A 23,598-nucleotide genomic window follows, 5' to 3' on the forward strand; every position below is an offset into this window, starting at 1 on the left:
CCAGCCTGGCATCAGCCAGAGGGTCTTACCCGCGTGCTATTCTGAATGCTACTCTTACCGGCTTCGCGCCGGTGTCGTGAATGCCTCGGGCCTCACCGCCCGCAGCTTAACTCGTGAGGGGGTCTCGCGCATGGGCCGTGGCCGTCAGAAGGCGAAACACACCAAGATCGCCCGCGAACTCAAGGCGTACAGTCCGTCGGTGAACTACTCCGCGCTCGAGCGCGAGCTGGCTCACCCGACCGACGAAGACGCCTATGTCGACAAGTGGGCCGATGAGTATGAAGACGAAGACGAGGACGAGCTAGAGAAGGCCTGACCGCCCCATCTGCTCCGAGACACCCGCACGACGTGCGGGTGTTTCGTCGTGTCCGGAGCGGTGCGGACACGCGGGTTCACCAGCGCCCGTGCCGACGCTCCCACTCGTCCTCGACCGTGCGGCGGCGTCCTGCGACGATACCGGCGGGGATCGAGACGATCAGCACACCGGCGATGACGAGCAGGGGAACCTGCCAGCCGGCGGTCGTCTCGTGGAGAAGACCGACCAGCAGCGGGAAGGTCGCGGCGATCGCGTAGCCGATGCTCTGCACGAATCCGCTCAGCGCGACCGCGCTCTCCGGGGTGCGCGCACGGATGCTGAGCAGCACGAGGCTCAGCGGGAACATGATCGCCGTGAGCCCGAAGATGCTCACCCACAGCGGCAGGGCCACGGTCGGGACGAGCAGCAGACCTGCGAGCCCGACCAGACCGCCGGCGACGGCGACGAAGAAGAGCGGGCGGGTCGCCTGGAAGCGGACCACGAGGATCGGCACCAGCAGCGAGCAGGGAAGGCCGATCAGCGCGAACAGGGACAGCAGCAGACCCGCGGTCGCCGGAGTCACGTCGCCGATGTCGACGAGCATGGTCGGCATCCACGCGAACGAGACATAGGCCATGGTCGACGACGTGCCGAAGACGATCGCGAGCGCCCAGGCGAGCGGCAGCCGCCAGAGTCGGGCGAAGTGCCGACGGTTCGCCGGCGTGGTCGAGATCGGACCGGTCGATGCCGCCACAGCATCCTGCAGATCGTTGACGCCGTCGGTGGGGTCGGGGACGAGGAGTTCCGTCGTCAGCGACTCGCCCGCTCGCGATCCGCTCTTCAGGAGCAGAGCCACCCACGGCACGAGCGCGATCCCCGCGACGATGCCCCACATGCCCAGCGACACCCGCCAGCCGAGCGAGTCGGCCACCGGCACCGCCACCAGCGGCGGCAGGAAGGTCGACACCGCCATCGTGGTCGAGTAGACGGTCATCATGATCCCGAGACGATCGGGGAAGTACTTCTTCACCAGCGGGGGCAGCAGGACGTTGCCCGACCCGACACCCGCGAACACGACCGCGGTCGCCGCCAGCAGGGTCGTCGAGTCCACGGCGAACCCGCGCAGCAGCAGGCCCAGTGCCATCAGCGTGATCGCGGCCACCGCCATCCGCTCCAGGCCGAAGCGACGCTCGAACAGCGGCGTCAGCAGACCGAAGATCGCGAAGCACACGGGCGGGGCGGCGCCGATCAGACCCACGACGACCGGAGAGACCGGGAAGTCCGCAGCGACGTGGTCGATCACCGGCGAGAGCGAGGCGACCGCCGAGCGCAGCGAGAACGCCACCAGGACGATCCCCACGAGTGCGAGTGCCCGGCCCTGCCACAGCGGCCGCGCGCTCGGCATCGTCATGAGGTCTGCGACCCCTCCACCCACGCGAGGTATTCATCGGAGACCGTACCGGTGACGTACCGGCCGTCGAAGCAGCTCATGTCGAGATCGGTGAGGACCGACCCCTCGATGATCGCGGCCTTGAGGTCTTCGACCTCCTGGTAGACGAGGTGGTCGCAGCCGAGTTCTTCCGCGATCTCGGGGATCGTCCGGCCGTGCGCGATGAGCTCGTGGCGCGAGGGCATGTTGATGCCGTAGACGTGCGGATGCCGCACCGGCGGGGCGGCCGACGCGAACGTCACCGAAGCGGCGCCGGCATCCCGGGCCATCTGGATGATCTCCTTGGACGTCGTCCCGCGCACGATCGAGTCGTCGATGAGCAGCACGTTCTTGCCCTGGAACTCGGTCGACATGGCGTTGAGCTTCTGACGCACGCTCTTCTTGCGCACGGCCTGTCCGGGCATGATGAAGGTGCGGCCGACGTAGCGGTTCTTGTAGAAGCCCTCGCGGTATTCGATGCCGAGCTTGCGGGCGACCTCCATCGCGGCGGGGCGCGAGGAGTCGGGGATCGGCATGACCACGTCGATCTTGTCCATCGGCACGTGCTTGGCGATCGTGTCGGCGAGACGGTCGCCCATGCGCAGGCGCGACTCGTAGACCGAGATGCCGTTCATCACGGAGTCGGGACGCGCGAGATAGACGTACTCGAAGGCGCAGGGCGCGAGCGTCGCGGCCGTGGCGCACTGCTTGGAGAACAGCTCGCCGTCGTTGGTGATGAAGACAGCCTCGCCGGGCTCGACCTCGCGGACGACGTCGTAGTCGCCGTTCTCGAGCACCAGCGACTCGCTGGCGACGACCCACTCGTCCTTGCCCTCTGCACCGGCGACGGTCGAGGGACGACGACCGAGGATCAGCGGGCGGATACCGAACGGATCGCGGAATGCGAGGAGTCCGTAGCCGGCGATCACGGCGATCACGGCGTACGCGCCCTCGATGCGCTCGTGCGTGCGGGCGACGGCCTCGAACACCCGCTCGGGATCGAGATCGACGGTCGACGTCGTGTTCTGCAGTTCGCCGGCGAGCACGTTGAGCAGCAGCTCGGTGTCGCTGGACGAGTTGAGGTGACGGCGATCGCGCTTGGCCATGTCGGCCGTGAGCTCGCGCGTGTTGGTGAGGTTGCCGTTGTGGATGAGGATGATGCCGTAGGGCGCGTTCACGTAGAACGGCTGCATCTCCTCTTCGTTCGACGCCGTGCCCTTGGTCGCGTAGCGCACGTGGCCGAGCCCGACGTTGCCGAGCAGGGCGCGCATGTCACGGGTGCGGAACGCCTCGCGGACCATCCCCTGCGCCTTGGCGTTGTGCATGACGCCGTTGGTCTCCGCCGTGGCGATGCCCGTCGCGTCCTGGCCGCGATGCTGCAGCAGCAGGAGTGCGTCGTAGATGTCCTGATTGACCGGGGCTGACCCCACCATTCCGACGATGCCGCACATGGACTCTTACTTCGCTCCGTCCGCGTATGCGCCGACGAGGCGCACCGCTCCGCCGTCGACGCCCTTGGCGCCCTGTTCGAAAACGCCGGCGGGTCTCGGGCCGAAGCCGACGGTCCCGACCTGCCACGAGGGCATGCCCTCGGCGTTCAGTGCCGCGATCGCGGCATCCTTCTTGTCTGCGGCGACCACGGCGAGGAACCCGATACCGAGGTTCCAGGTGCCCTCCGCGGACTCCAGCGTGGAGCCGGCGATGTCGCTGAGCACGCGGAACACCGGGCTCGGCGACCAGCTGCTGCGGTCGACCTCGGCCCAGCTGCCCTGCGGGAGCACGCGCGCGAGGTTCGCCGCGATGCCGCCTCCGGTGACGTGGCTGAGCGAGTGGACCCCGCCGCCGAGCTGCTCGATCAGTCGCAGCAGGGGAAGCGTGTAGAGGCGGGTCGGCTCGAGGAGCGCCTCACCCCAGGTGGTGCCGAAGTCGGCGGCGTTGTCGCCGTAGCCGATGCCCGCACGGGTGACGATGTGGCGGACGAGCGAGTAGCCGTTGGAGTGCAGGCCGCTGGACGCCACGGCGATGACGGCGTCGCCGTCCTGCACGCGATCCGCGCCGAGGATGGCATCCGCCTCGACCACACCGGTCGCGGCTCCCGCCACGTCGTAGTCGCGCGGTCCGAGAAGGCCGGGGTGCTCCGCGGTCTCGCCGCCGACGAGCGCCGTGCCGGTGGCCGAGCACGCCTCGGCGATGCCGCGGACGATGTCGGCGATGCGCTCGGGAACGACCTTGCCGCAGGCGATGTAGTCGGTCATGAAGAGCGGCTTCGCACCCACCACGACGATGTCGTCGACGACCATGCCGACCAGGTCCTGCCCGATCGTGTCGTGCTTGTCGATCGCCTGCGCGATCGCGACCTTGGTGCCGACGCCGTCGGTACTGGTCGCGAGCAGCGGGCGACGGAAGTCGCGCAGCGCGCTGGCATCGAACAGGCCGGCGAATCCGCCGACACCGCCGAGCACTTCGGGTCCGTGCGTCGCGCGCACGGACGACTTCATCAGCTCGACGGCGAGATCACCTGCAGCGGTGTCGACGCCGGCTTCGGAATAGGGATTGGTGGGGGAGGCAGCCACCCCTCCAGCCTACCGCCCAGAGCCGGGTCGACTCTCCGCGAAGACGGACCTCGGATCCGGGCCCCCGAGCCGCCTACGATGGGGCCATGGCCGACAAGCCGCAGTGGCTCATCCGCGAAGACGCGAGCGTTCCGGTCCTCGTCGCGCTCGCACTGCGGCAGCGTCTCGGGATCCGCACCCCGGAAGACCTGCCGACCCTCCGCGAGCTGGCGGTGCGTGCTCCGGATGCCGTCGACGCCTCCCCCGCCGTCGAGGCGCAGTGGCGGGACTACTGGGACATGACGGTCGAGCCGCGCGCGCATCGCTCCGACGTGCCGCTGGAGCTCATCGACGGGTTCGACACCCTGGTCGCGCTCCCGGCCTCGGGTGCGGAGGAGCTCAGAGCGGCGATCGCTCCGCAGGCGGCATCCGCTCTCCTGTACGCGCGCGCCGCGCACGACCGCTACGTGAACTCGATGAAGAGTCACACCGGCGGCGACGCCTACCGTGCCTATGCGAGTGCGATCGCCGAGTTCGAGCGCGAGGTCGGCCGACGCGCCCACTCGTTCGAGCTGAACGTGCAGGTGCTGCCGTTCACACAGCGCGGCATCTGGTGGATCGGCGCCCTCACGGTCGCCGTGACCGATGGCCTGCGCCGGGACGTCGTGGCGTTCGACGCCGCGATCCGTCCGGTGATCGCCGAGCTGGCGTAGAGCTCAGTCCTCGTCGACGACGGTCTCGCGGTCGACCTGCACGACGCGGTCGTGACGACGCGCGACGCGCTCCAGGATGAGACCGACGACACCGCCCAGGGCGATGCCGATCGGCACCGTCCACAGCAGCAGGAAGCCGAAGACCTGACCCGGAGGGTAGACGACGTCGAGCGCCTGCGACTCGTCGTAGCTGCCGATCCACGTGAGGATGCCGGCGGCGATGACTCCGACGACGACCCCGATGCCCATGAGCACGCCGTACCGCGGCACACGGCGCACGGTCGCTTCGACGGTCTGGTGGGAATCGGTGGGGGCCATGCCTCCATTGTCCCACCGCCCGGGGACGCCGGGAACCGGGTTCGGGCCGCCGGCGAAGAACGGCCCTCCCCGCGTCCGCCGCGGGGAGGGCCGTTCCGTCTCATGCGTCGGATCAGACCTCGGTGGTCGTCTCCGCGGTCTCCGGCTTCCGGTTGCGTCGGGCGATCAGCACTCCGCCGGTCGCGGCGAGCGCCACGACGACCAGGCCGCCGACGATCCACGGCCAGACCGGAGCCCCTTCGGAGGCAGCGGGCTCGGTCGCGGCGGTGACCGACGCGGAGGCTTCGGAGTCGACCTCGGTCTCCTCCTCGACGACGCCGCAGTCGGCAGCCACCGGGAGGACCGCCGTGACCGGGTCGAGCGCCTCGCCCGCGGCGTAGGTGCCGAACGCGGCCGCTCCCGCCTCGGTCAGGGTGGTCGGAACGGCGTCGAGCGACAGCACGCCATCGACGACGGCTGCGTCTCCGAGAGCGAACTCCGCGAGACGGACGCCCTTCTGGTCGATGCTCTCGCCGCCCTGGGTGGTGCCGGTCACGTCGAAGACGAGGTAGCCCCTGTCGCCGGCGAGCTCGACGCCGGCGTTCGCGAGCGTCGTGTTCAGCGCACCGTCGTGGCCCGTGAACGCGATGCTTCCGCCGTACGCGATCAGACCGGTCAGGGTCTCGTCGTCGAACGATCCGGTGCCGTCCGACCACACGTAGTCCGGGTACTGATACGCCACGTCCGTCAGCGTCCAGCCCCCCTTCGCGATGCCCTCGATGTAGGTGCGGAACGACTCCTTGTAGCCCCACTTGAGCGTGGCGCCGTCGACCGTGCAGGCCCCGATCACCGTCGTGGCCCTGGCCAGCGTGAACGTGAGTCCGCGGTCGACCGACCCCTGGAAGGTGAGGGTGTGATCGCCGTCCTCGAGCCCTGCGGGCAGCGCGCCCGACCAGGTCGCGACACCGTTCGCATCCGCCGTCACGGTGTCCAGCAGCACGGGAGTCGAGTACACGACCACCTTGATGCCCTCCTCGTTCGGCTGGAAACCGGATGCCGACACCTCGGCGGGCTTGCCGGATGCGAGCGCGGCGAGGTTCTCCTCGTCGACATCGATGCCCTCGGTCGCCGGCGGCGTGGCCGGGAGCGTGGTCTTCGCCTTCACCGTCGCTGCGGCGACCGTGCCCGTCGTGCCGGCCGGCGCCGCTGCGACGGAGCCGATCGTGAACGTGACGGGGTTGAGCTCGGTCGAATAGCCCGACAGCACGCGGTCACGTCCGGCAGCGGTCAGCGCGGCGGGAGCTGCGGTGTACGTCACGGCGCCGTTCGCGGTGATGCGCGCCGCGCGAGTGAGGTCGAGTGTCGCGAAGGGCACCTGCGCGCCACCGCTCGTCACGTACAGCGTCGCCGCACCCGACGAGGTGATACGGATCTGCGGGTTCGAGACGGTGACGTCGAGCACTCCGTGGTGGCCGGTGAAGCGCACCGACCCGCGGTAGACGACGCTGCCGAGACCGCTGGCGAGGTCGTAGTCGCCTCCGACCGTCTGACCGAACTGGAACTGACCGCCCGAACGCGTCGCGCCATCCGAGACCGCGATGGAACCCTGTGCGATCGGACTCGTGATGTAGTTCGCGAACGACGAGGAGATCGCCCAACGGAGCGAACCGCCCGGCACACTCACCGGCGGGGTCGTCGGGGTGGTCGGCGGAGTCGTGCCGAGCAGCGCATCCCACTGCGCAGGGGTGATGGTCACGGTCGAGCGCGCGTAGACGGTGTCGGCGTTCGGCATGGAGTGCTGCTTCCACACGATCACCTCGTACGCCTTGGTGCGATCGAGCGTCTTGGCCGCCGTGGTGAGATCGACGGAGAACGCGCCGAACGTGACGTTCTGCACGAACTTCATGGCGAGGAAGCCGCCCCCGGCCGTGACCTCGTCCTCGGTGCCCGCCTCGATCAGCGCAATGTACGCGCCCCCGATGCCGCCGAGCCGCGACGCGGCCGCGGTGACGGTCAGGCCGTCCTTCGCGGTCGCCGTCTTGACCGACGTCGCGAGGCCGGCTGCGTTGCCGTAGTCCAGCGACACGCTGCGCTCCTGGTCGGCGTTGACGACGCCGCCGGCCGCGTAGGTGTAGACGCCGTAGGCGCCCGGGGTCGCCGCCGCATCCTTCAGCGTCAGCGTCGCCTCGAACGTGCCGTCGGCGGCGATGTCGACCCACTGCGCGCGGATCGCGCCCTGATACTGCGACGGCACCTGGTCGAGCACACCCTCAGCGAGCGCCCAGACCTGCGCGCCCACCGAGCGGGTCGACGACGCGGCTCCGGTCGAGGGCTTCCAGTCCGCCGCGAAGTTCCCGAAGACGACATACGTGCCCTGAGGAAGGTTCTTCGGGATAGGAGCCCCGCGTCCTCCGACGTTCGCCGTCGGGTCGTAGCCGGACCCCTTCACGACGACCTTGTCGCCGGCGCGGAGCGCGACGCCCGCGGCCGGAGTGGTGCCGTCGGCGAGGAAGACCTCGATCGCCGCGGAGGCGGGAGCCGGCTGCAGGCTCTCCCACTGCGCGTCGGAGATGCTGACGGCCGAGCGGGCGTACATCGTGCTCGCGCCCGGATTCGAGTGCTGCTTCCACACGATGACCTCGTACGACTTCGTGCGGTCGAGCGTGTCCGCCGCAGCGGTCAGGTCGACGGTGAAGGTCCCACCGGAGATCGGTCGCACCCACTGCATCGCCAGTAATCCGCTGCTGCCGGTGACTTCCGCCTCGGTGCCGGCCTCGATGACCGCGACGTACGCACCCGTGATCGGCCCCAGCTTCGAGCCGGATGCCGTGACGGTCAGGCCGTCCTCGGCGGTCGCCGACTTCACTGCCGCGGAGACCGCCGGGGTCTCGGCGTAGTTCAGGACCGCACTGCGCTCCTGGTCGGCGTTGACGACGCCGCCGGCCGCGTAGGTGTAGACGCCGTAGGCGCCCGGGGTCGCCGCGGCATCCTTCAGCGTCAGCGTCGCCTGGAACGTGCCGTCGGCGGCGATGTCGACCCACTGCGCGCGGATCGCGCCCTGGTACTGCGACGGCACCTGGTCGAGGACACCCTCAGCGAGCGCCCAGACCTGTGCGCCCACCGAGCGGGTCGACGATGCGGCTCCGGTCGAGGGCTTCCAGTCCGCCGCGAAGTTCCCGAAGACGACATACGTGCCCTGAGGAAGGTTCTTCGGGATCGGAGCCCCGCGTCCTCCGACGTTCGCCGTCGGGTCGTAGCCGGACCCCTTCACCACGACCTTGTCGCCCGCCTTGAGCGCGGTGCTGCCTGCCGGCGTCGTGCCGTCCGCGAGGAAGACCTCGATCGCGGCGGCGGGGATGGTCTCGCCCGGGTCCGTCCCTGGATCGGTCTCGCCGGGATCGGTGCCGGGGTCCGTCTCGCCGGGATCCGTCTCACCCGGCTCGGTGGGGACGGGGCCGAACACGGCATCCCACTGTCCTGAGGAGATCGCGACGTCGCCGCGACCGTAGATCGTGGTGGCGTCCGGGTTCGAGTGCTTCTGCCACACCAGCACCTCGTACGACTTCGTGCGGTCCAGTGAACCTGCCGGCGCGTCGAGTGTGAAGGTGCTCGCACCGCCGGCGACGGTCGGCATCACGAAGGCGGCGTACCCGCCGCCGCCGGTGAGCCCGCCCTCGGTGCCCTTCACGATGAGCGCCGCATAGGCGCCCTCGACTTCAGGAAGTCCGCTCGCCTGCACCTGCACGCTCACGCCGGAGGTGCTCGCAGACGCGACTCCGGCCGTGACGGCGGCACCGGCCGCGTGGGCGGGCGGCACGATCACCGCTCCGGCGGCGATGAGGAGGAAGGAGACGAAGGCGGCGAGCAGCACGCGTATGCGGCCGCTCCCTGAGGATGCTGTGGCTGTGGCGTTCACGTTTCTCCATGGCTCCGGGCACGCGGAAGAGCACGCGCGCCGGCGGTGCCGCAATGCAGTCGGGCGAAGGTAGGGTTTTGGTTAGGCTTAGCTAAGAAAGCCGCCGTTCCTGAGCGTAGAGGTGCGAATCAGCACACGTCAAGTTTTAGGATAGCCTTGCCTAATGCGTCGCGTTTCCGCCCTCCTCCTCGCCGCCGCTCTCGCCGTCGGACTCACCGCGTGCGCAGATCCGGGCGCCAGCGCCGCACCGCCTGCCACCACCGCGACCGTGGACGACTCCTGCCCCGACGCCTCCGTGCCCCTCACCTCGCTCGACCTGGTGGAAGACGTCCGCGCCGCGACCGGTCCCTCCACCGCCTGCCTGGCCAGCCACGCGATCGAGCCGGTCGACGACGACACCGCGCCGAAGCTTCCCGTGACGGTGAACGACAGCGAAGGCCGCGAAGTCGAGGTCGCCGACATCGACCGCATCCTCCCCGTCGACATCTCCGGCACGATCGCCTCGACCGTCTTCGCGCTCGGCCTCGGCGACCGAGTCGTCGGCAGGGACTCGTCCACGCTCTTCCCCGGCACCGAAGACCTGCCGGTGGTGACGAAGACGGGCCACACGCTCAACGCCGAGGCGATCCTGGAGCTCGCCCCCACGGTCATCCTCACCGACACCACGATCGGCCCCAAGGAGGTCCGTCAGCAGCTGCGCGACGCCGGCATCGCGGTCGTCGTGATCTCGAGTGATCGGCGTATCGACACCACCGACGAGCTGGTGACGGAGATCGCCACCGCCCTCGGCGTCCCCCGCCGCGGCGAAGCGCTCATCGAACGGCTGGATGCCGGCGTCGACGCGGCTCTCGCCGAGATCGCCGAAGTCACCCCCGCCGCCGTGGAGGACCGCGCGCGCATGCTGTTCCTCTACGTCCGCGGCAGCGCGAACGTCTATTACATCTTCGGCGCGGACTCCGGCGCGGACTCCCTGATCGATGCGGTCGGCGGCGTCGACGTCGCGACGGAGATCGGATGGGAGGGGATGAAGCCGATGACCGCCGAGGCCCTGGTCGCCGCCAAGCCCGACGTGCTCGTGATGATGACGGACGGCCTGGAATCCGTCGGCGGCATCGATGGTCTGATCGAGCGTATCCCTGCGGTGGCCGAGACGCCGGCCGGTGCGAACCGGCGCGTGATCGACATGGCCGACGCCGAGATCCTCAGCTTCGGCCCCCGATCCGCCGACGTCATCACCGCTCTCGCCCGCGCCGTGTACGCCCCCGAGCCGTCGAAGTGACCGGCGAGGTCGTCACCTCGACGCCGACCAGGCACCGAGGACTGCGCTTCGCACTGGTGACGATCGGCCTCATCGTCGCGCTCGCGATCACCTGCGTCGTGTCGATCACGAGCGGCCAGTACGACCTCTCCCCCACGTCCCTCATCGGCGTGCTGCTGCGCGGCGTCGGCATCGACACCGCGTGGGCGCCATCGGCATCCACCGACTACGGCGTGATCTTCAATCTGCGGATGCCGCGCATCGTCCTCGGCCTCCTGGTCGGCGCCGCCCTCGCCGTCTCGGGCGTGCTCATGCAGGCGATCTTCGGAAACCCGCTCGCGGATGCCGGCGTCGTCGGGGTCTCCTCCGGCGCAGCGCTCGGCGCGGCGGCGAGCATCACGTTCGGGCTCGCGACCTTCGGGATGTGGACCACGCCCGCGTTCGCGTTCCTCGGCGGACTGGTCGCGGTGTTCTCGGTGTACTTCATCAGCCGCACCGGCGGTCGCACCGAGGTCGTGACCCTGCTGCTCACCGGCATCGCGATCAACGCCATCGCCGGCGCGGGGATGGCGTTCTTCACCTTCCTCGGCACGACGTCGACCCGCGAGCAGATCGTGTTCTGGCAGCTGGGGTCGCTGAACGGCGCACTGTGGTCGAACATCCAGCTGGTCGCGCCCCTCGTCCTCGTCGGCGTCATCGTCGCCCTGATCGTCGCCCCCAGCCTCGACCTCTTCGCCCTCGGCGAGCGCACCGCACGGCACCTCGGCGTCAACGTCGAGCTGCTGCGGATCGTGGTCATCGTCACCGTCGCACTGCTGGTGTGCGCGGCGGTCGCATTCGCCGGGATCATCGGTTTCGCCGGACTCGTCGTCCCGCATCTGATGCGCATGATGATCGGCCCGGCCCACCTGCCCCTGATGATCGCGTCGGCGCTGGGCGGAGCCCTCCTCATCGCGATCGCCGACCTGGTGGCGCGCACCGCCGTGCCGCTCGCCGACCTCCCGATCGGCATGATCACCTCGCTCGTGGGCGGGCCCTTCTTCCTGTGGCTGCTCGTGCGCACACGCCGTCGCTCGGGAGGCTGGGCGTGACCGTGCGGCTCCGCGGGACGGGGCTCACGGTGCGCGTCGGCGAAGGGCGGACGATCCTCGACGACGCGTCGATCGAGATCCGGGCCGGGGAGATCCACGCACTCGTCGGTCCGAACGGGGCGGGCAAGTCCACCCTGTTCGGGGTGCTCGCGGGCGACGTCGCCTCGCAGACGGGCACGGTCGAGCTCGACGGTCGGCTGATCGGTCGGGTCAAGCCGCGCCTCCTCGCCCAGCAGCGGGCCGTGCTCCTGCAGGAGAACAGCGTCACCTTTCCCTTCACCGCCGAGCAGGTCGTGCGCATGGGACGAACGCCGTGGGCCCGCACCCCGGCGGCCGACGACGATGACGAGCTGGTGGCCTCGTCGATGGCGCAGACCGAGGTGACCGCGCTCGGCGCTCGCGCCGTCCCCTCGCTGTCCGGCGGCGAGCGCGCCCGCGTCGCCCTCGCCCGCGTGATCGCCCAGAGCACCGGCATCCTGCTGCTCGACGAGCCGACCGCGGCTCTCGACCTCAAACACCATGAAGACGTGATGCGACTGATCCGGGGACGCGCGGACGCGGGGACCGCAGTGGCGATCGTCCTGCACGACCTCAACGCCGCTCTCGCGCACGCCGACCGGGTCACGCTGCTCGCCGAGGGGCGCGTCGCGGCGACGGGCACCGCCCCCGAGGTCCTGACCGCCCAGCGGATCGAGCAGGTCTACGGTCAGCCCGTCGACGTGTTCCCGCACCCGGCGACCGGGGTGCCTCTGGTGGTCGCTCGCCGCTGACGCGTCCCTCGGCGCGGCGCGGCTATGCGTCGCCGTCGCGCAATGAGCGGATCATGCTCCGCAGGATGTGCAGGGCGCCCGCCTGCTCCTCCTCCGTCATGCCGGACAGCATCCTGACCTCGACCGAGCGGACGGCAGCCGTCGCCTTCGCCAGGCTCTGCCGGCCACGATCGGTGAGGCGGGCGGGAAGGGCCTTGCCGATCGGAGCCTCCGCGGGCCGGGAGACGAACCCGTCCCGCTCGAGCGCCTGGAGCAGCACGTTCATCGACTGTCGGGTGACGAACGCGCCTCGCGCGAGTTCCGAGTTCGACAGGCCGGGCCTCTGGGCGAGCAGCTCGAGGCAGGAGTAGTGGGTGATGGTCATGCCGAGTGGTCGCAGCACTTCCTCCATGGCCGCGCGGAGGGCGCTGGAGGCCTCTTTGAGCAGGTAGCCCAGCGACGTGTCCAGGTCGATGCCGCCGCGGTCTTGACTCATGTCAGTATTCTGACATACGCTCAGCTATGTCAGAAAACTGACACAGAAAGAAGGAACTCCTCATGCCCGTCACCGGCCCCGACTTCATCTCCCTTCAGGCACGCGACCTCGCCGCCTCCCACGCGTTCTACGAGAAGTACCTCGGTCTCGTCCGCTCCCCGGCCGGGCCCCCGCATGCCGTCGTCTTCGAGACGACCCCGATCGCGTTCGCCCTTCGGGACGTCGCGCCCGACACCGACCTGACCGATGTCGCCCAGCCCGGCATCGGTGCCGCGATCTGGCTGCATGCCACCGACGTCCAGACCATCCACGACGCCCTCGTCGCAGACGGCCACACCATCGTCGCGGACCCGATCGACGGACCGTTCGGGCGGACCTTCACGTTCGCGGATCCGGACGGCTACCGGATCACGCTGCACGACCGCGCCTGAAGGACGGCTGCTCCGGAGGGCGGGGGGAGCGGCGACGTACAATCGCGGTGCACGCGAGGCAGCCCCGACCGAGGCTCCGGCAGCGGCGAGAAGGAGGGTGCCAGGATGTTCGGCTCGAGGAAGAAGAAGAACAAGCTCGGTTTCAGTGAACTGATGGAGCAGCTCAGGCCCGATCTGAGCCGGGAATCGCTCGGTGTCGGGCCCGCCTTCCCCGGCGTCGCGCCGAACCCCCTCCTGAGCCGCGAAGCGCGAAGGCGCAACGCGGAACTGCGCACGGGGACACTCGCGCTCGGTGTTCTCGCCGACTGGCGCGAGGTCAGCAGCGACGGCAGCCCGCGCGTCGTCCTGATGTTCGACGTGAAGACGGTCGACGGCATCTCGTTCCGCGGCATCGCCGACGAAGACCTCACGATCACCGAGCTGACCCGACTCGAGTCCGGACAGACGATGCCCGTGCGATTCCGGCCGGCCGTCATGGACCACTACGTCGCCCTCGCTCGGGACGTGGACCCTGCCGTCGTCCAGCAGCTGGCCGACGAGATCGCGCGGCGCGAGACGGCCTGACCCGAATCCGTCGGTCGAGCGCACGAGTTCGTCGGCCGACTTCCGTCCGCTCCGTGGATCCTCTCCGGTGCGTCCGCGCTATGGACGCACCGGCAGGACGTCGCTCAGGTCGGCGCGCGTGCCGGACGCATGGATGCGTCCCCCGGCCGCGGCATCCGCCCACGCCTCCGCCCCGGTGGACACGGCGATCCAGGTCGCGGCATCCATCTCGACGACGTTCGGCGGCGTGCCGCGCGTGTGACGCGGACCCTGGATGACCTGCACGGCGCCGAACGGCGGCACGCGCACCTCGACGCTGTTGCCCGGAGCCTTCTCGTCGAGCAGCTGCAGCAGGTAGCGGACGGCGGTGGCGAGGTCCGTCCGCTGCGGCTTCGCGCCCGCGATCTCCGCGGTGCGCACGGCGTCGAGTGCCGACCGCCCGTCGACGATGTCGATCTTCCTGGCCATTCCTCCAGCCTAAGACCGCGGCCCCGTGGCGAGTCCTAAGCTCGGACGCATGAGCATGCATCCCCGGGGCGCCCGCGCCGAGCTGCTCGCAGCCGTAGCCGACCACTCGTGGGGCGTGCGGATTCCTCAGCTCGCCGATCCGGCCGCGGCCAACGACGCCGCCGTCCTCATCCTGTTCGGGGTGCTCGACCACATCCCGGCACCCACCGCGGACGCTGCCGTCGCGCGCGACCTCGACGTGCTGCTGCAGCGGCGGGCGCCGACTCTCTCCTCCCATCCGGGGCAGGTGTCCTTCCCCGGCGGGCGGGTGGAGCCCACCGACACGGATGCCGTCGCCACCGCTCTGCGAGAGGCCGAGGAGGAGACCGGCCTCGACCCGGCGGGGGTCGAGGTGCTGGCCACCCTCCCCGTGATCCCTCTCGCGGCGAGCAACCATCTCGTCACGCCCGTGCTGGCCTGGTGGCAGTCACCGTCCCGTGTGGTCGCCGTCGATCACGCCGAGACGGTCGAGGTGTTCCGCGTGCCCGTCGCACAGCTGCTCGACCCGGACAACCGATTCACGTCGACGCTCTCCCGTATGGGCCGCACGTTCAGCGGACCGGCCTTCGACATCGACGGCACGATCGTCTGGGGGTTCACGGCGATGGTGCTCGACGCACTCTTCGACGCCGCCGGCTGGACCGTGCCGTGGGACGCGACGATCGAGCGCCCCGTCGAACTCTGAGCCTCGACCGCCCCGCCCGCCGAAATCCGAGGTCCGAGCCTCGGTAGTCTGGGGGTGTGAAGATTCTCGTCCTCGGTTCCGGTGCCCGTGAGCACGCGATCATCCTCGCCCTGCGGGCCGAGCAGACGGAGCACGAGATCTTCGTCAGTCCGGGCAATGCCGGCATCGCGCAGGATGCGACACCCGTCACGGTCGATCCGCTCGACGGCGGAGCGGTGACCGCGTTCGCCGACGAGAACGCGATCGACCTCGTCGTCATCGGTCCGGAGGCGCCGCTCGTCGCCGGAGTCGCCGATGCGCTGCGCGTCCGCGGCATCCCGGTGTTCGGCCCCGGCAGGGCCGCGGCGCAGCTCGAGGGCTCGAAGTCGTTCGCGAAGCGGGTCATGGATGCCGCCGGCGTGCCGACCGGCCGCGCGGTCCGCGCCGCGAGCACCACCGAGGTCGAGGCCGCGTTCGACGAGCTCGGCGCCCCCTATGTGGTCAAGGCCGACGGCCTCGCCGCGGGCAAGGGCGTCATCGTCACCTCCGACCGCGCCGAAGCTCTCGCGCACGCCGAGCAGTACCTTCCGGTCGGCCCTGTGCTCGTCGAGGAGTTCCTCTCCGGGCCCGAGGTCTCGCTGTTCTTCCTGAGCGACGGCGACACCGTGCGTGCGCTCAGCCCCGCCCAGGACTTCAAGCGTGCGCTCGACGGCGACGCCGGTCCCAACACGGGCGGCATGGGCGCCTATTCGCCGCTGCCCTGGCTCGCCGAGCAGTTCGGCAGCGAGCAGGCCTTCGTCGAAGAGGTCACCCGCGACGTCGCGCTCCCCGTGGTGCGGCAGCTCGACGCCGAGGGCACCCCGTTCATCGGGCTGCTCTACGCCGGGCTGATCCTCACACCCGCCGGCGTGCGGGTGATCGAGTTCAACGCCCGCTTCGGCGACCCCGAGACGCAGATCGTGCTGCCCCGACTGGTCACCCCGCTCTCGGAGCTGCTGTTCGCCGCAGCATCCGGCACCCTCGAGGACCAGCCGGAGCCCGTCTTCAGCGACGACGTGGCGATCACGGTGGTGCTCGCGAGCGAGGGATACCCCGAGGCGCCGCAGACCGGCCGCCCGATCGAGGGCCTGGCGGATGCCGCTGCCGTCGAAGGCGTCCGCCTCGTGCACGCCGCGACCGCGAGCCCGGATGCTCCCGGCGGCTCGCTCATCGCGACGGGCGGTCGCGTGCTGAACGTGGTGGCTGTCGCCTCCGATTTCCGCACCGCTCGCGATCGTGCGTACGACGCGATCGCGCGCATCCGCCTCGACGGCTCGCACTACCGCACCGACATCGCCTCCCGCGTCGCGGAATAGCATCCGTGCGCCCGGCGGGATGACCGGGGCGTTTCCAGCCGGACCGTGCGATTCCCGCCGAAGAGGCGCGGGAATCCTGCCATTCTCCGGGTGGACGATTGACAGCACCAGCTTTCTTCAAGAAAGTTATCGGATGCCGCTCCGCTCCGACTGGTCGTCCGCGACCTGCCCGATCGCCCGCTCCGCCGATGTGCTCGCCGACCCGTGGGTGCTGCTCATCCTGCGCGAGCTCTTCTCCGGCCGCACCCGCTTCGACCAGCTGCGCGAGGCCACCGGCGCGGCCGACTCCGTCCTCTCCCGGCGCCTCACCGCGATGAGCGAGGCCGACCTCGTCACCCGGGAGGACCCGCACGACCACCGCAGCGGCTACCGGCTGACGGATGCCGGTCGCGAGACCCTCCCGATCCTCCACGCCTTCGCACGGTTCGCGCGGATCACCGATCCAGCCGGACCCTGGGGCCTCACGGTGAGCTGCGGGCGCTGCGGCGGGATCGCCGAATCCGTCGACTGGTGCACGACCTGCGCGGCACCACTCGACGCCGACAGCACCCGGTGGTCACGGCACAGCATGGGCGATACGCCTTTCGCGCTCCTCGACGGCACCGGCGCATGACCGCCGAGTCGGTCGACGAGCCGGTCGACACGCGGCAGCGCCGGTTCCACCCCGCCTGGACCGTCGCACTCGTCGCCCTCATCGCGCTCATCGGCGCGGCCGGCTTCCGGGCGGCGCCCGGCGTGCTGATGGTGCCGCTCGAGGAGGAGTTCGGCTGGACCACGGCCGAGCTGTCGCTCGCGGTCTCGATCAACCTCCTGCTCTACGGGCTCATCGCCCCGTTCGCCGCCGCCCTCATGCAGCGCTTCGGCATCCGGGCCGTGACGGTCGTCGCGCTCTTCGTCATCGGGGCGGGCGCAGCGCTCAGCGTCTTCGTCGCGACCCCCGGGCAGCTCATCCTCACCTGGGGCGTGCTGATCGGTCTCGGCACCGGGTCGATGGCCCTGGTGTTCGCCGCCACCATCACCGACACCTGGTTCGCCACGCGGCGAGGTCTCGTCTCGGGAGTGCTCACGGCCGGCAGCGCCACGGGACAGCTGATCTTCCTCCCGGTGATCGCCGCCGCCGCCGAAGATGTCGGCTGGCGAGGAGCGTCCCTCATCATCGCGGGTGGCGCACTCGCGGTCGCCCCGCTCGTCTGGATCTTCCTGCGCAACCGCCCGAGCGACCTCGGCGTCGCCCGCTACGGGGAGACGGCACCGGCGGTGACTGCGGCACCCGTTCCCCGCGGCACGGCTTGGGGTGCCGCGAAGCTCGCGTTGACCACCCTGCGGGAGGCCGCGCGCACCAAGACCTTCTGGGCGCTGGCGATCGGCTTCGCGATCTGCGGGGCGACCACCAATGGTCTGATCGGCACGCACTTCATCCCCAGCGCGCACGACCACGGGATGGCGACCACGACCGCGGCGGGTCTCCTCGCGGTGGTCGGCATCTTCGACATCGTCGGCACCGTCTTCTCAGGCTGGCTGACCGATCGCGTGAACCCGCGCATCCTGCTCGCCGCGTACTACGCGCTGCGCGGAGTGAGCCTGCTGTTCCTGCCGAGCCTGCTCTCCGCGGAGGTGCAGCCGAGCATCATCGTCTTCATCGTGATCTACGGGCTCGACTGGGTCGCGACCGTGCCCCCGACGATCGCCCTGTGCCGCGAGGTCTTCGGCGACAAGGGCCCGCTCGTGTTCGGCTGGGTCTTCGCCGCGCACCAGATCGGTGCCGGCATCGCCTCCGTACTCGCCGGACTCGTGCGCGATCACACCGGCCAGTACACGGTCGCCTGGTTCGCGGCCGCCGGGCTGTGCGCCGTCGCGGCGCTGGTCAGTGCCAGCATCCGTCGGCATGCCCCGCAGGTCCCGGTCGGTCCGCCGATCCCGCCCCGCTCGGGGGATTGACCCCGAAGGTCACCGCCGACACACCCCCTTACGCACGAGCGGCCCCCTTGAGTGCGTACTCAAGGGGGCCGCTCGCACAGGAGGGGGCCGTTCAGCCCCGGGGGAGGCGAGTCAGAGGACCTTCGAGAGGAAGTCCTTCAGACGGTCGTTCTTGGGAGCGCCGAAGAGCTCGGCGGGCGGGGCCTCTTCGACCACGACACCACCGTCCATGAAGACCGTGCGGCCGGAGACCTCGCGGGCGAAGCCCATCTCGTGCGTGACCAGCACCATGGTCATGCCGCCCGAGGCCAGGTCGCGGATGACCTGCAGAACCTCACCGACCATCTCCGGGTCGAGCGCGCTCGTCGCCTCGTCGAACAGCATGATCTCGGGATCCATCGCGAGCGCACGGGCGATCGCCACGCGCTGCTTCTGACCGCCCGAGAGGGATGCCGGCTTCGCATCCGCCTTCTCCGAGAGGCCGACGCGCTCGAGGAGGGCCAGCGCCCGCTCCCGCGCCTCGGCCTTGGAGAGCTTCCCGAGCTCGATCGGCGCGAGCGTGATGTTCTCGAGCACGGTCATGTGCGGGAACAGGTTGAAGTGCTGGAACACCATGCCGATGCGCTGACGCACCTCATCGAGCTTCACGCTCTTGTCCGTGAGGTCGACACCGTCGATGATGATCTGCCCGGAAGTGGGCTCCTCGAGCTTGTTGAGGCAGCGCAGCAGCGTGGACTTGCCCGACCCCGAAGGACCGATGACCGCGACGACCTCGCCGTCCTCCACCGCCAGGTTGATGCCCTTGAGCACCTCGTTGTCGCCGAACGACTTGTGCAGGTCCTGCACCACGATCTTGCTCATGCGTTGAACGTCCTCTCCAGGCGGTTCGCGAGCAGCGTCAGCAACGTGATCACGATGAAGTAGATGATGGCGACGACCGTCAGCACCTGGGCCGACAGATACGTCGAGGCGATGATCTGGCGGGACACGAAGGTCAGTTCGGCAAGGCCGATGACGCTGATCAGTGACGTGTCCTTGAGGGTGATGATGCCCTGGTTCACGAACGAGGGGATCATGATGCGGAACGCCTGCGGGAGCACGACCTTCTGCATCGTCTTCCAGTGCCCGAGACCCAGCGAGCGCGAGGCCTCGGCCTGTCCTGGATCGACGGCCTGGATGCCGCCGCGGATGATCTCGGTCATGTAGGCGCCCGTGTTGAGGGAGAGCGTGATCGCACCGGCGACGAACGGGTTGAAGGTGAGTCCGGGGAACAGCTGCGGGATCGCGAAGAACACGAAGAAAGCCTGGATCAGGATCGGGGTGCCGCGGAACACGTAGACGTAGGCGGTCGCGAGCCAGCGGAACGGCGCGAACTTCGAGATCCGCCCGAAGCCGAAGATCAGACCCAGGATGAACGCGGCGACGATCGCGACGATCGTGGCGAGGATCGTGAGCCAGAGCCCCTCCATCAGCGCGGGCCAGTACTGCACGGCGACCGAGATGATATCGGTCGGCTGCGCCGATTCCTCACCGCCGGCGAGGTACGTGTCGACGATCTCGTCGTACTCCCCCGAGTCCTTCAGGTTCGCGAGCCCCTCGTTGAACATCTCGATCAGCTCGGGGTTCTGGCCCTTGTTGACCGCGAAGCCGTACTCGCCGCCCAGCTCCGGCTGGCCGATGAGCCGGAATCCGGAACCCTGCTGGATGCCGTAGGCGAGCACCGGGAAGTCCTCGAAGTAGCCGACGGCCTGACCGGCCTTCACGGCATCCACCATGTCGGTCGTGTCCTGGTACGGGGTGACCTTGAAGCCGTACTCGTCCTTGTTCTCGTCGGCGAAGGTCTGCCCCTGCGTGCCGGTCTTGACGGCGACGGCCTTGCCGTCGAGGTCGTCGAGGGACTGGATGTCGCTCGACTCGAGGACGCCGAGCTGGATGCCGCTGGTGAAGTAGGGGTCGCTGAAGTCGAACGTCTTCTGGCGCTCTTCGGTGATGGACATGCCCGCCATGACGGCATCCACCTGGTTGGACTGCAGGGCCTGCACGGCGGCGTCGAATCCGAGCTGGCGGATCTCGACCTCGAAGCCCTGATCCGCGGCGATCGCGCGGAGCAGGTCCATGTCGATGCCCACGAGGTCGCCGTTCGCGTCGGTGAACTCGAACGGCGCGAACGTCGTGTCGGTGCCGATGACGTACTTCTCGCCGTCGTCCGCGGCGGTGGCGGGTGCGGCGCCGGCCAGAAGCGCGCCGACGGCGACGAACGTGGCGAGCGCGGCCGCACCGACGGTGCGCGCGGATCGGCGCAGGCGCGCGATCGTGGGAGTGGGGTTTCGGACCACGACGGGTGCTCCTCGGGATCGGATGAGGCGACCGGACGGCCGCCGACCATCCACCCTAACCGGCGGTGGGCGGCCATCCGATATTTCGCTTCCGCGGCATCGCGCGCGCTGCGAGCGGCTCCGCCCCGCCCTGACTTCAGCCGACGACGAGCCTGGCGCCCGTCTCCGGGTCGAAGCAGTGCAGCCGTGCACGGTGGAGATCGATGACCACCGGCTCGCCGACGGCGAAGGTGCCGAAGCCCGGAACCCGCACGAGGAAGTCGACGTCGCCGACCACGACGTGCACGTCCGACACGTTCCCCAGAGGCTCCACCGCGACCACGTTCCCGTGCGGCTGCTCCCCTGCCCGTGGCGCGCGCAGATCGCACTCCTCGGGCCGGAGCCCGATCCGGACCGACTCCGAGTCGAGTGCGCCCGTGTCGATCGAGAACGTCGTCGCGGGCAGGACGTACCGTCCGGCCTCCAGCCGCTGCACGGAGAACAGGTTCATGCGCGGCTTGCCGACGAACGACGCGACGAACTCGGTCGCCGGCTCGTGGTAGACCTCGTACGGGCTGCCGTACTGCTCGAGCCGACCGCGGCTCATGACCGCGATCCGGTCGGAGAGCGTCATCGCCTCCTCCTGATCGTGCGTCACGTACACGCTCGTGGCGTTGAGCTCGCGATGCAGCATCTTGAGCTCGCTGCGCGTCTGGTCGCGCAGGAGCGCGTCGAGGTTCGACAGCGGCTCGTCGAACAGGAAGACCGCCGGGCGCCGCGCGATCGCCCGCGCCAGCGCCACCCGCTGCCGCTGCCCGCCGGACAGGCTCTTGGGCTTCACATCCAGCACGTGGCCGATGTCGAGACGGCCGGCCGCATCCACGACCCGGCGATCGATCTCGTCCTTCGCGACGTGTCGCATCCGCAGCCCGAAGGCGATGTTCTCGTAGACGCTCATGTGCGGGTACAGCGCGTAGTCCTGGAACACGAAAGCGAGGTCGCGCTTGTCCGGGTCCAGGTCGTCGACACGGCGCCCGTCGATGAGGATCTCGCCCCCGGAGATGTCCTCCAGGCCGGCGATCATGTTGAGCGTCGTCGTCTTGCCGCAGCCGGACGGCCCGAGCAGGGAGACGAAGTGCCCGTCCTCGATCACGTAACTGAGGTCGGAGACCGCTTTGCGCGCCTCCTGGCCCCGCTTCGGGCGTCCGTACGACTTCTCGACGCCCACCAATTCGATCTGTGCCATTATCAGCCCTTCACCGCACCCTCGGTCATGCCGCGGATGATCCATTTCTGTGCCACGAGCGTCAGGATCAGGACCGGGATGGCCGTGATCACCCCTGCCGTCGCCGCGGATGTGTAGTCCATGGCGAACAGCCCCTGGAACGCCGCGGTCTCGACCGGGAGGGTCACCGCATTGTTCGAGGTCAGCACCTTCGCCAGGAAGAAGTCGCTCCAGCTCGTGATGAACGCCAGGATCGCGGTGGCGGCCATGCCGGGGGCTGCCAGGGGGAACGCGATCCGGTACATGATCTGCAGCCTGTTGCAGCCGTCGATCCGCGCCGCCCGCTCCAGGCTCGGCGGGATGTCCTCGAAGAACCCGACGAGCATCCAGATCACCAGCGGCAGGATGAACGCCGTGTAGGTGGCGATCAGTCCCAGGAGCTGGTCGTACAGGCCCACCGAGCGCAGCAGGATGAACAGCGGCACGGCCAGCACGATCACCGGGATAGCCTGCACCGTCATCATGCTCAGCAGGAGCGGCTGACGACCGCGGAAGCGGAATCGCGCGATCGCGTAGGCGCAGGCCGCCCCGACGGTCATGCAGATGATGGTCGTGGAGAGCCCCACGATGGCGGAGTTGGCCATCGGAGTGAGGAAGCTCCCGTCCGACAGCAGCCGCGTGTACGAGTCCACGGTCAGCAGCGAGGGTGACAGGTCGGGGGTGCCGCCCTGCAGCGCGCTGGCGGGATAGACGCTGAACACGAACATCCACAGGAACGGCGCCAGGAAGAACGCCATCACGCCGATCAGGAGGATCGCGCACACGATGGCCGTGAGACGTCGACGTCCGCGACGCGACACCCGCCGCCCTCTCGGACGGTCGGTGGTCACGAGCGCGGTGGTGGTCAGGTCAGGCATGCGCTTCTCCCCTCTTCCGGCGGAATCCGCCGAACAGCGCGATCCAGAACACGGCGACGACGAGCACGAGGATCATGATCCCCACCGCCATCGCGGAGCCGTACCCGCGGTCGAGATTGCTGAAGTTGACCAGGTAGGCGAGGAAGTTGATGGTGGTCGTGCCCTCCGCCGGACCGCCGGATCCGCCGGTGAGCACGTAGATGGTGTCGAAGACCTTCAACGACCACATCGACTGCACGATGAGCGCGAACATCAGCGCACCCCGCATGTTCGGCAGCGTGATGCGCCAGAACGCCCGCCACGGCCCCGCACCGTCGATCGCCGCCGCCCGGTACAGGTTCGACGGGATGCCCTGCAGCGCCGCGAGCATCAGGAGGCAGAGGAACGGCAGCAGCTTCCACATCTCCGCGAACACCAGGATGTTCATCGCGATCGCCGGGTCCGACAGCCACTGCACGTTCTCGTCGCTGAGGCCGAGCCCGCGGACGATCGTGTTCGCGACGCCCGTGCTGCCGTCGAAGATCAGCTTCCACATGATGCCGTTGACCACCGGCGGCACGGCCCACGGCACGAGCAGCAGCACGCGGGCCAAGGTGCGTCCGCGGAACTCCCGGTTCAGCAGCACCGCGATCGCGACCGCGAGCGCCACCCCGCCGATCACCGTGATCACCGAGAAGTACGCCGTACGCTCCATCGCCCGGTGGACGGCGGGATCCGTCAGCAGCTGACCGTAGTTGTCGAGCCCGATGAACGGATGCTCCATCCCCAGCTTGTCGTTCCACTCGTGGAGCGACATGAACACCGCGTACCCCATCGGGTAGCCCAGCAGCATCACGATGATGAGCACCGCCGGAGCGATCAGCATCAGGCCGAAGCGCAGGTCGCGCCGTCGGCTCCTTTCGGCGAGGTTCACGCCCATCCCTGTCCC

General features: G+C 69.5%; 23 protein-coding genes. 11 read left to right on the forward strand and 12 right to left on the reverse strand.

Translation table 11 applies throughout. From position 1 onward, the window contains the following. The first annotated feature begins 130 nt into the window (after positions 1–130). Positions 131–316 carry a DUF3073 domain-containing protein gene (locus CQ045_RS06665; RefSeq protein ID WP_029263716.1) on the forward strand — a complete coding sequence of 62 codons (186 nt, stop codon included), beginning with the start codon at positions 131–133 and terminating at the stop codon, positions 314–316. Between the two features lie 76 nt (positions 317–392). On the opposite strand, the gene CQ045_RS06670 is transcribed toward CQ045_RS06665, so the two are convergent. Genes CQ045_RS06670 through purM form a run of 3 tightly spaced genes read right to left on the reverse strand, consistent with a single transcriptional unit; the run spans position 393 to position 4,297 of the window. Beyond that, a complete protein-coding gene (locus CQ045_RS06670) occupies positions 393–1,706 on the reverse strand; it encodes a CynX/NimT family MFS transporter (protein WP_105721880.1) in 1,314 nt (437 codons plus the stop codon). After that, positions 1,703–3,175 (reverse strand): amidophosphoribosyltransferase, encoded by a 1,473-nt coding sequence (gene purF, locus CQ045_RS06675; protein ID WP_105721882.1) that lies wholly within the window; start codon positions 3,173–3,175, stop codon positions 1,703–1,705. The genes CQ045_RS06670 and purF overlap by 4 nt, the downstream gene beginning before the upstream one ends. Before the next feature lie 6 nt (positions 3,176–3,181). Further along, the gene (gene purM / locus CQ045_RS06680) at positions 3,182–4,297 is read right to left on the reverse strand and encodes a phosphoribosylformylglycinamidine cyclo-ligase (RefSeq protein WP_105721884.1); all 1,116 of its coding nucleotides are present in this window, start codon (positions 4,295–4,297) and stop codon (positions 3,182–3,184) included. An 86-nt stretch (positions 4,298–4,383) separates the two neighbouring features. Between purM and CQ045_RS06685 the strand changes: the two genes are divergently transcribed. Then, positions 4,384–4,989, forward strand: a complete 606-nt coding sequence (locus tag CQ045_RS06685; protein ID WP_105721886.1) for a zinc-binding alcohol dehydrogenase — start codon at positions 4,384–4,386, stop codon at positions 4,987–4,989. 3 nt (positions 4,990–4,992) lie between these two features. Here CQ045_RS06685 and CQ045_RS06690 read toward each other — a convergent pair whose 3' ends face one another. Further along, positions 4,993–5,307: a potassium transporter Trk gene (locus tag CQ045_RS06690; protein ID WP_105721888.1), complete on the reverse strand. Its 315-nt coding sequence runs from the start codon at positions 5,305–5,307 to the stop codon at positions 4,993–4,995. 112 nt (positions 5,308–5,419) lie between these two features. Then, a complete protein-coding gene (locus tag CQ045_RS06695; protein ID WP_146115195.1) occupies positions 5,420–9,202 on the reverse strand; it encodes an HtaA domain-containing protein in 3,783 nt (1,260 codons plus the stop codon). 163 nt (positions 9,203–9,365) lie between these two features. Between CQ045_RS06695 and CQ045_RS06700 the strand changes: the two genes are divergently transcribed. From CQ045_RS06700 to CQ045_RS06710, 3 genes are read left to right on the forward strand one after another with little or no spacing between them, the layout of a single operon-like run. Then, positions 9,366–10,481 (forward strand): hemin ABC transporter substrate-binding protein, encoded by a 1,116-nt coding sequence (locus CQ045_RS06700; protein ID WP_105721893.1) that lies wholly within the window; start codon positions 9,366–9,368, stop codon positions 10,479–10,481. Further along, positions 10,478–11,551 carry an iron ABC transporter permease gene (locus tag CQ045_RS06705; RefSeq protein ID WP_105721895.1) on the forward strand — a complete coding sequence of 358 codons (1,074 nt, stop codon included), beginning with the start codon at positions 10,478–10,480 and terminating at the stop codon, positions 11,549–11,551. The genes CQ045_RS06700 and CQ045_RS06705 overlap by 4 nt, the downstream gene beginning before the upstream one ends. Beyond that, on the forward strand, positions 11,548–12,321 hold the full coding sequence (locus CQ045_RS06710; protein WP_105721897.1) for a heme ABC transporter ATP-binding protein: 774 nt from the start codon (positions 11,548–11,550) through the stop codon (positions 12,319–12,321). Before CQ045_RS06705 ends, CQ045_RS06710 begins: the two co-directional genes overlap by 4 nt. Positions 12,322–12,343: 22 nt before the next feature. Here CQ045_RS06710 and CQ045_RS06715 read toward each other — a convergent pair whose 3' ends face one another. Continuing rightward, the gene (locus CQ045_RS06715; protein WP_105721899.1) at positions 12,344–12,796 is read right to left on the reverse strand and encodes a MarR family winged helix-turn-helix transcriptional regulator; all 453 of its coding nucleotides are present in this window, start codon (positions 12,794–12,796) and stop codon (positions 12,344–12,346) included. Between the two features lie 62 nt (positions 12,797–12,858). On the opposite strand from CQ045_RS06715, the gene CQ045_RS06720 reads away from it, so the two are divergent. Together CQ045_RS06720 and CQ045_RS06725 are read left to right on the forward strand one after the other, a co-directional pair. Further along, the gene (locus tag CQ045_RS06720; protein WP_105721901.1) at positions 12,859–13,227 is read left to right on the forward strand and encodes a VOC family protein; all 369 of its coding nucleotides are present in this window, start codon (positions 12,859–12,861) and stop codon (positions 13,225–13,227) included. Between the two features lie 105 nt (positions 13,228–13,332). Continuing rightward, the gene (locus CQ045_RS06725) at positions 13,333–13,791 is read left to right on the forward strand and encodes a hypothetical protein (protein ID WP_105721903.1); all 459 of its coding nucleotides are present in this window, start codon (positions 13,333–13,335) and stop codon (positions 13,789–13,791) included. Between the two features lie 78 nt (positions 13,792–13,869). On the opposite strand, the gene CQ045_RS06730 is transcribed toward CQ045_RS06725, so the two are convergent. Next, entirely contained in the window at positions 13,870–14,238 is a 369-nt protein-coding gene (locus tag CQ045_RS06730; protein ID WP_105721905.1) for a sterol carrier family protein, read from the reverse strand. A gap of 49 nt (positions 14,239–14,287) precedes the next feature. Between CQ045_RS06730 and CQ045_RS06735 the strand changes: the two genes are divergently transcribed. The 4 genes from CQ045_RS06735 (at position 14,288) to CQ045_RS06750 (ending at position 18,234) form a co-directional block, all read left to right on the forward strand. Beyond that, positions 14,288–14,962: a CoA pyrophosphatase gene (locus tag CQ045_RS06735; RefSeq protein ID WP_105721907.1), complete on the forward strand. Its 675-nt coding sequence runs from the start codon at positions 14,288–14,290 to the stop codon at positions 14,960–14,962. A 56-nt stretch (positions 14,963–15,018) separates the two neighbouring features. Then, positions 15,019–16,296 carry a phosphoribosylamine--glycine ligase gene (purD, locus tag CQ045_RS06740; RefSeq protein WP_105721909.1) on the forward strand — a complete coding sequence of 426 codons (1,278 nt, stop codon included), beginning with the start codon at positions 15,019–15,021 and terminating at the stop codon, positions 16,294–16,296. Between the two features lie 133 nt (positions 16,297–16,429). Continuing rightward, on the forward strand, positions 16,430–16,909 hold the full coding sequence (locus CQ045_RS06745) for a helix-turn-helix domain-containing protein (RefSeq protein WP_105721911.1): 480 nt from the start codon (positions 16,430–16,432) through the stop codon (positions 16,907–16,909). Beyond that, the gene (locus CQ045_RS06750; RefSeq protein WP_105721913.1) at positions 16,906–18,234 is read left to right on the forward strand and encodes an MFS transporter; all 1,329 of its coding nucleotides are present in this window, start codon (positions 16,906–16,908) and stop codon (positions 18,232–18,234) included. The genes CQ045_RS06745 and CQ045_RS06750 overlap by 4 nt, the downstream gene beginning before the upstream one ends. 111 nt (positions 18,235–18,345) lie before the next feature. Here CQ045_RS06750 and CQ045_RS06755 read toward each other — a convergent pair whose 3' ends face one another. The 5 genes from CQ045_RS06755 to CQ045_RS06775 form a co-directional block, all read right to left on the reverse strand. After that, positions 18,346–19,074 carry an amino acid ABC transporter ATP-binding protein gene (locus CQ045_RS06755; protein WP_105721915.1) on the reverse strand — a complete coding sequence of 243 codons (729 nt, stop codon included), beginning with the start codon at positions 19,072–19,074 and terminating at the stop codon, positions 18,346–18,348. After that, complete coding sequence (locus CQ045_RS06760) at positions 19,071–20,549, reverse strand: amino acid ABC transporter substrate-binding protein/permease (protein WP_105721917.1); 1,479 nt, start codon at positions 20,547–20,549, stop codon at positions 19,071–19,073. The genes CQ045_RS06755 and CQ045_RS06760 overlap by 4 nt, the downstream gene beginning before the upstream one ends. Before the next feature lie 136 nt (positions 20,550–20,685). Then, positions 20,686–21,774: an ABC transporter ATP-binding protein gene (locus tag CQ045_RS06765; RefSeq protein ID WP_105721919.1), complete on the reverse strand. Its 1,089-nt coding sequence runs from the start codon at positions 21,772–21,774 to the stop codon at positions 20,686–20,688. Between the two features lie 2 nt (positions 21,775–21,776). Next, on the reverse strand, positions 21,777–22,670 hold the full coding sequence (locus tag CQ045_RS06770; protein ID WP_105721921.1) for a carbohydrate ABC transporter permease: 894 nt from the start codon (positions 22,668–22,670) through the stop codon (positions 21,777–21,779). Beyond that, positions 22,663–23,583 (reverse strand): carbohydrate ABC transporter permease, encoded by a 921-nt coding sequence (locus CQ045_RS06775; RefSeq protein WP_181156467.1) that lies wholly within the window; start codon positions 23,581–23,583, stop codon positions 22,663–22,665. Before CQ045_RS06775 ends, CQ045_RS06770 begins: the two co-directional genes overlap by 8 nt. Positions 23,584–23,598 lie beyond the last annotated feature (15 nt).

This window comes from Microbacterium sp. MYb66 (assembly GCF_002979435.1).
Classification (GTDB): domain Bacteria; phylum Actinomycetota; class Actinomycetes; order Actinomycetales; family Microbacteriaceae; genus Microbacterium.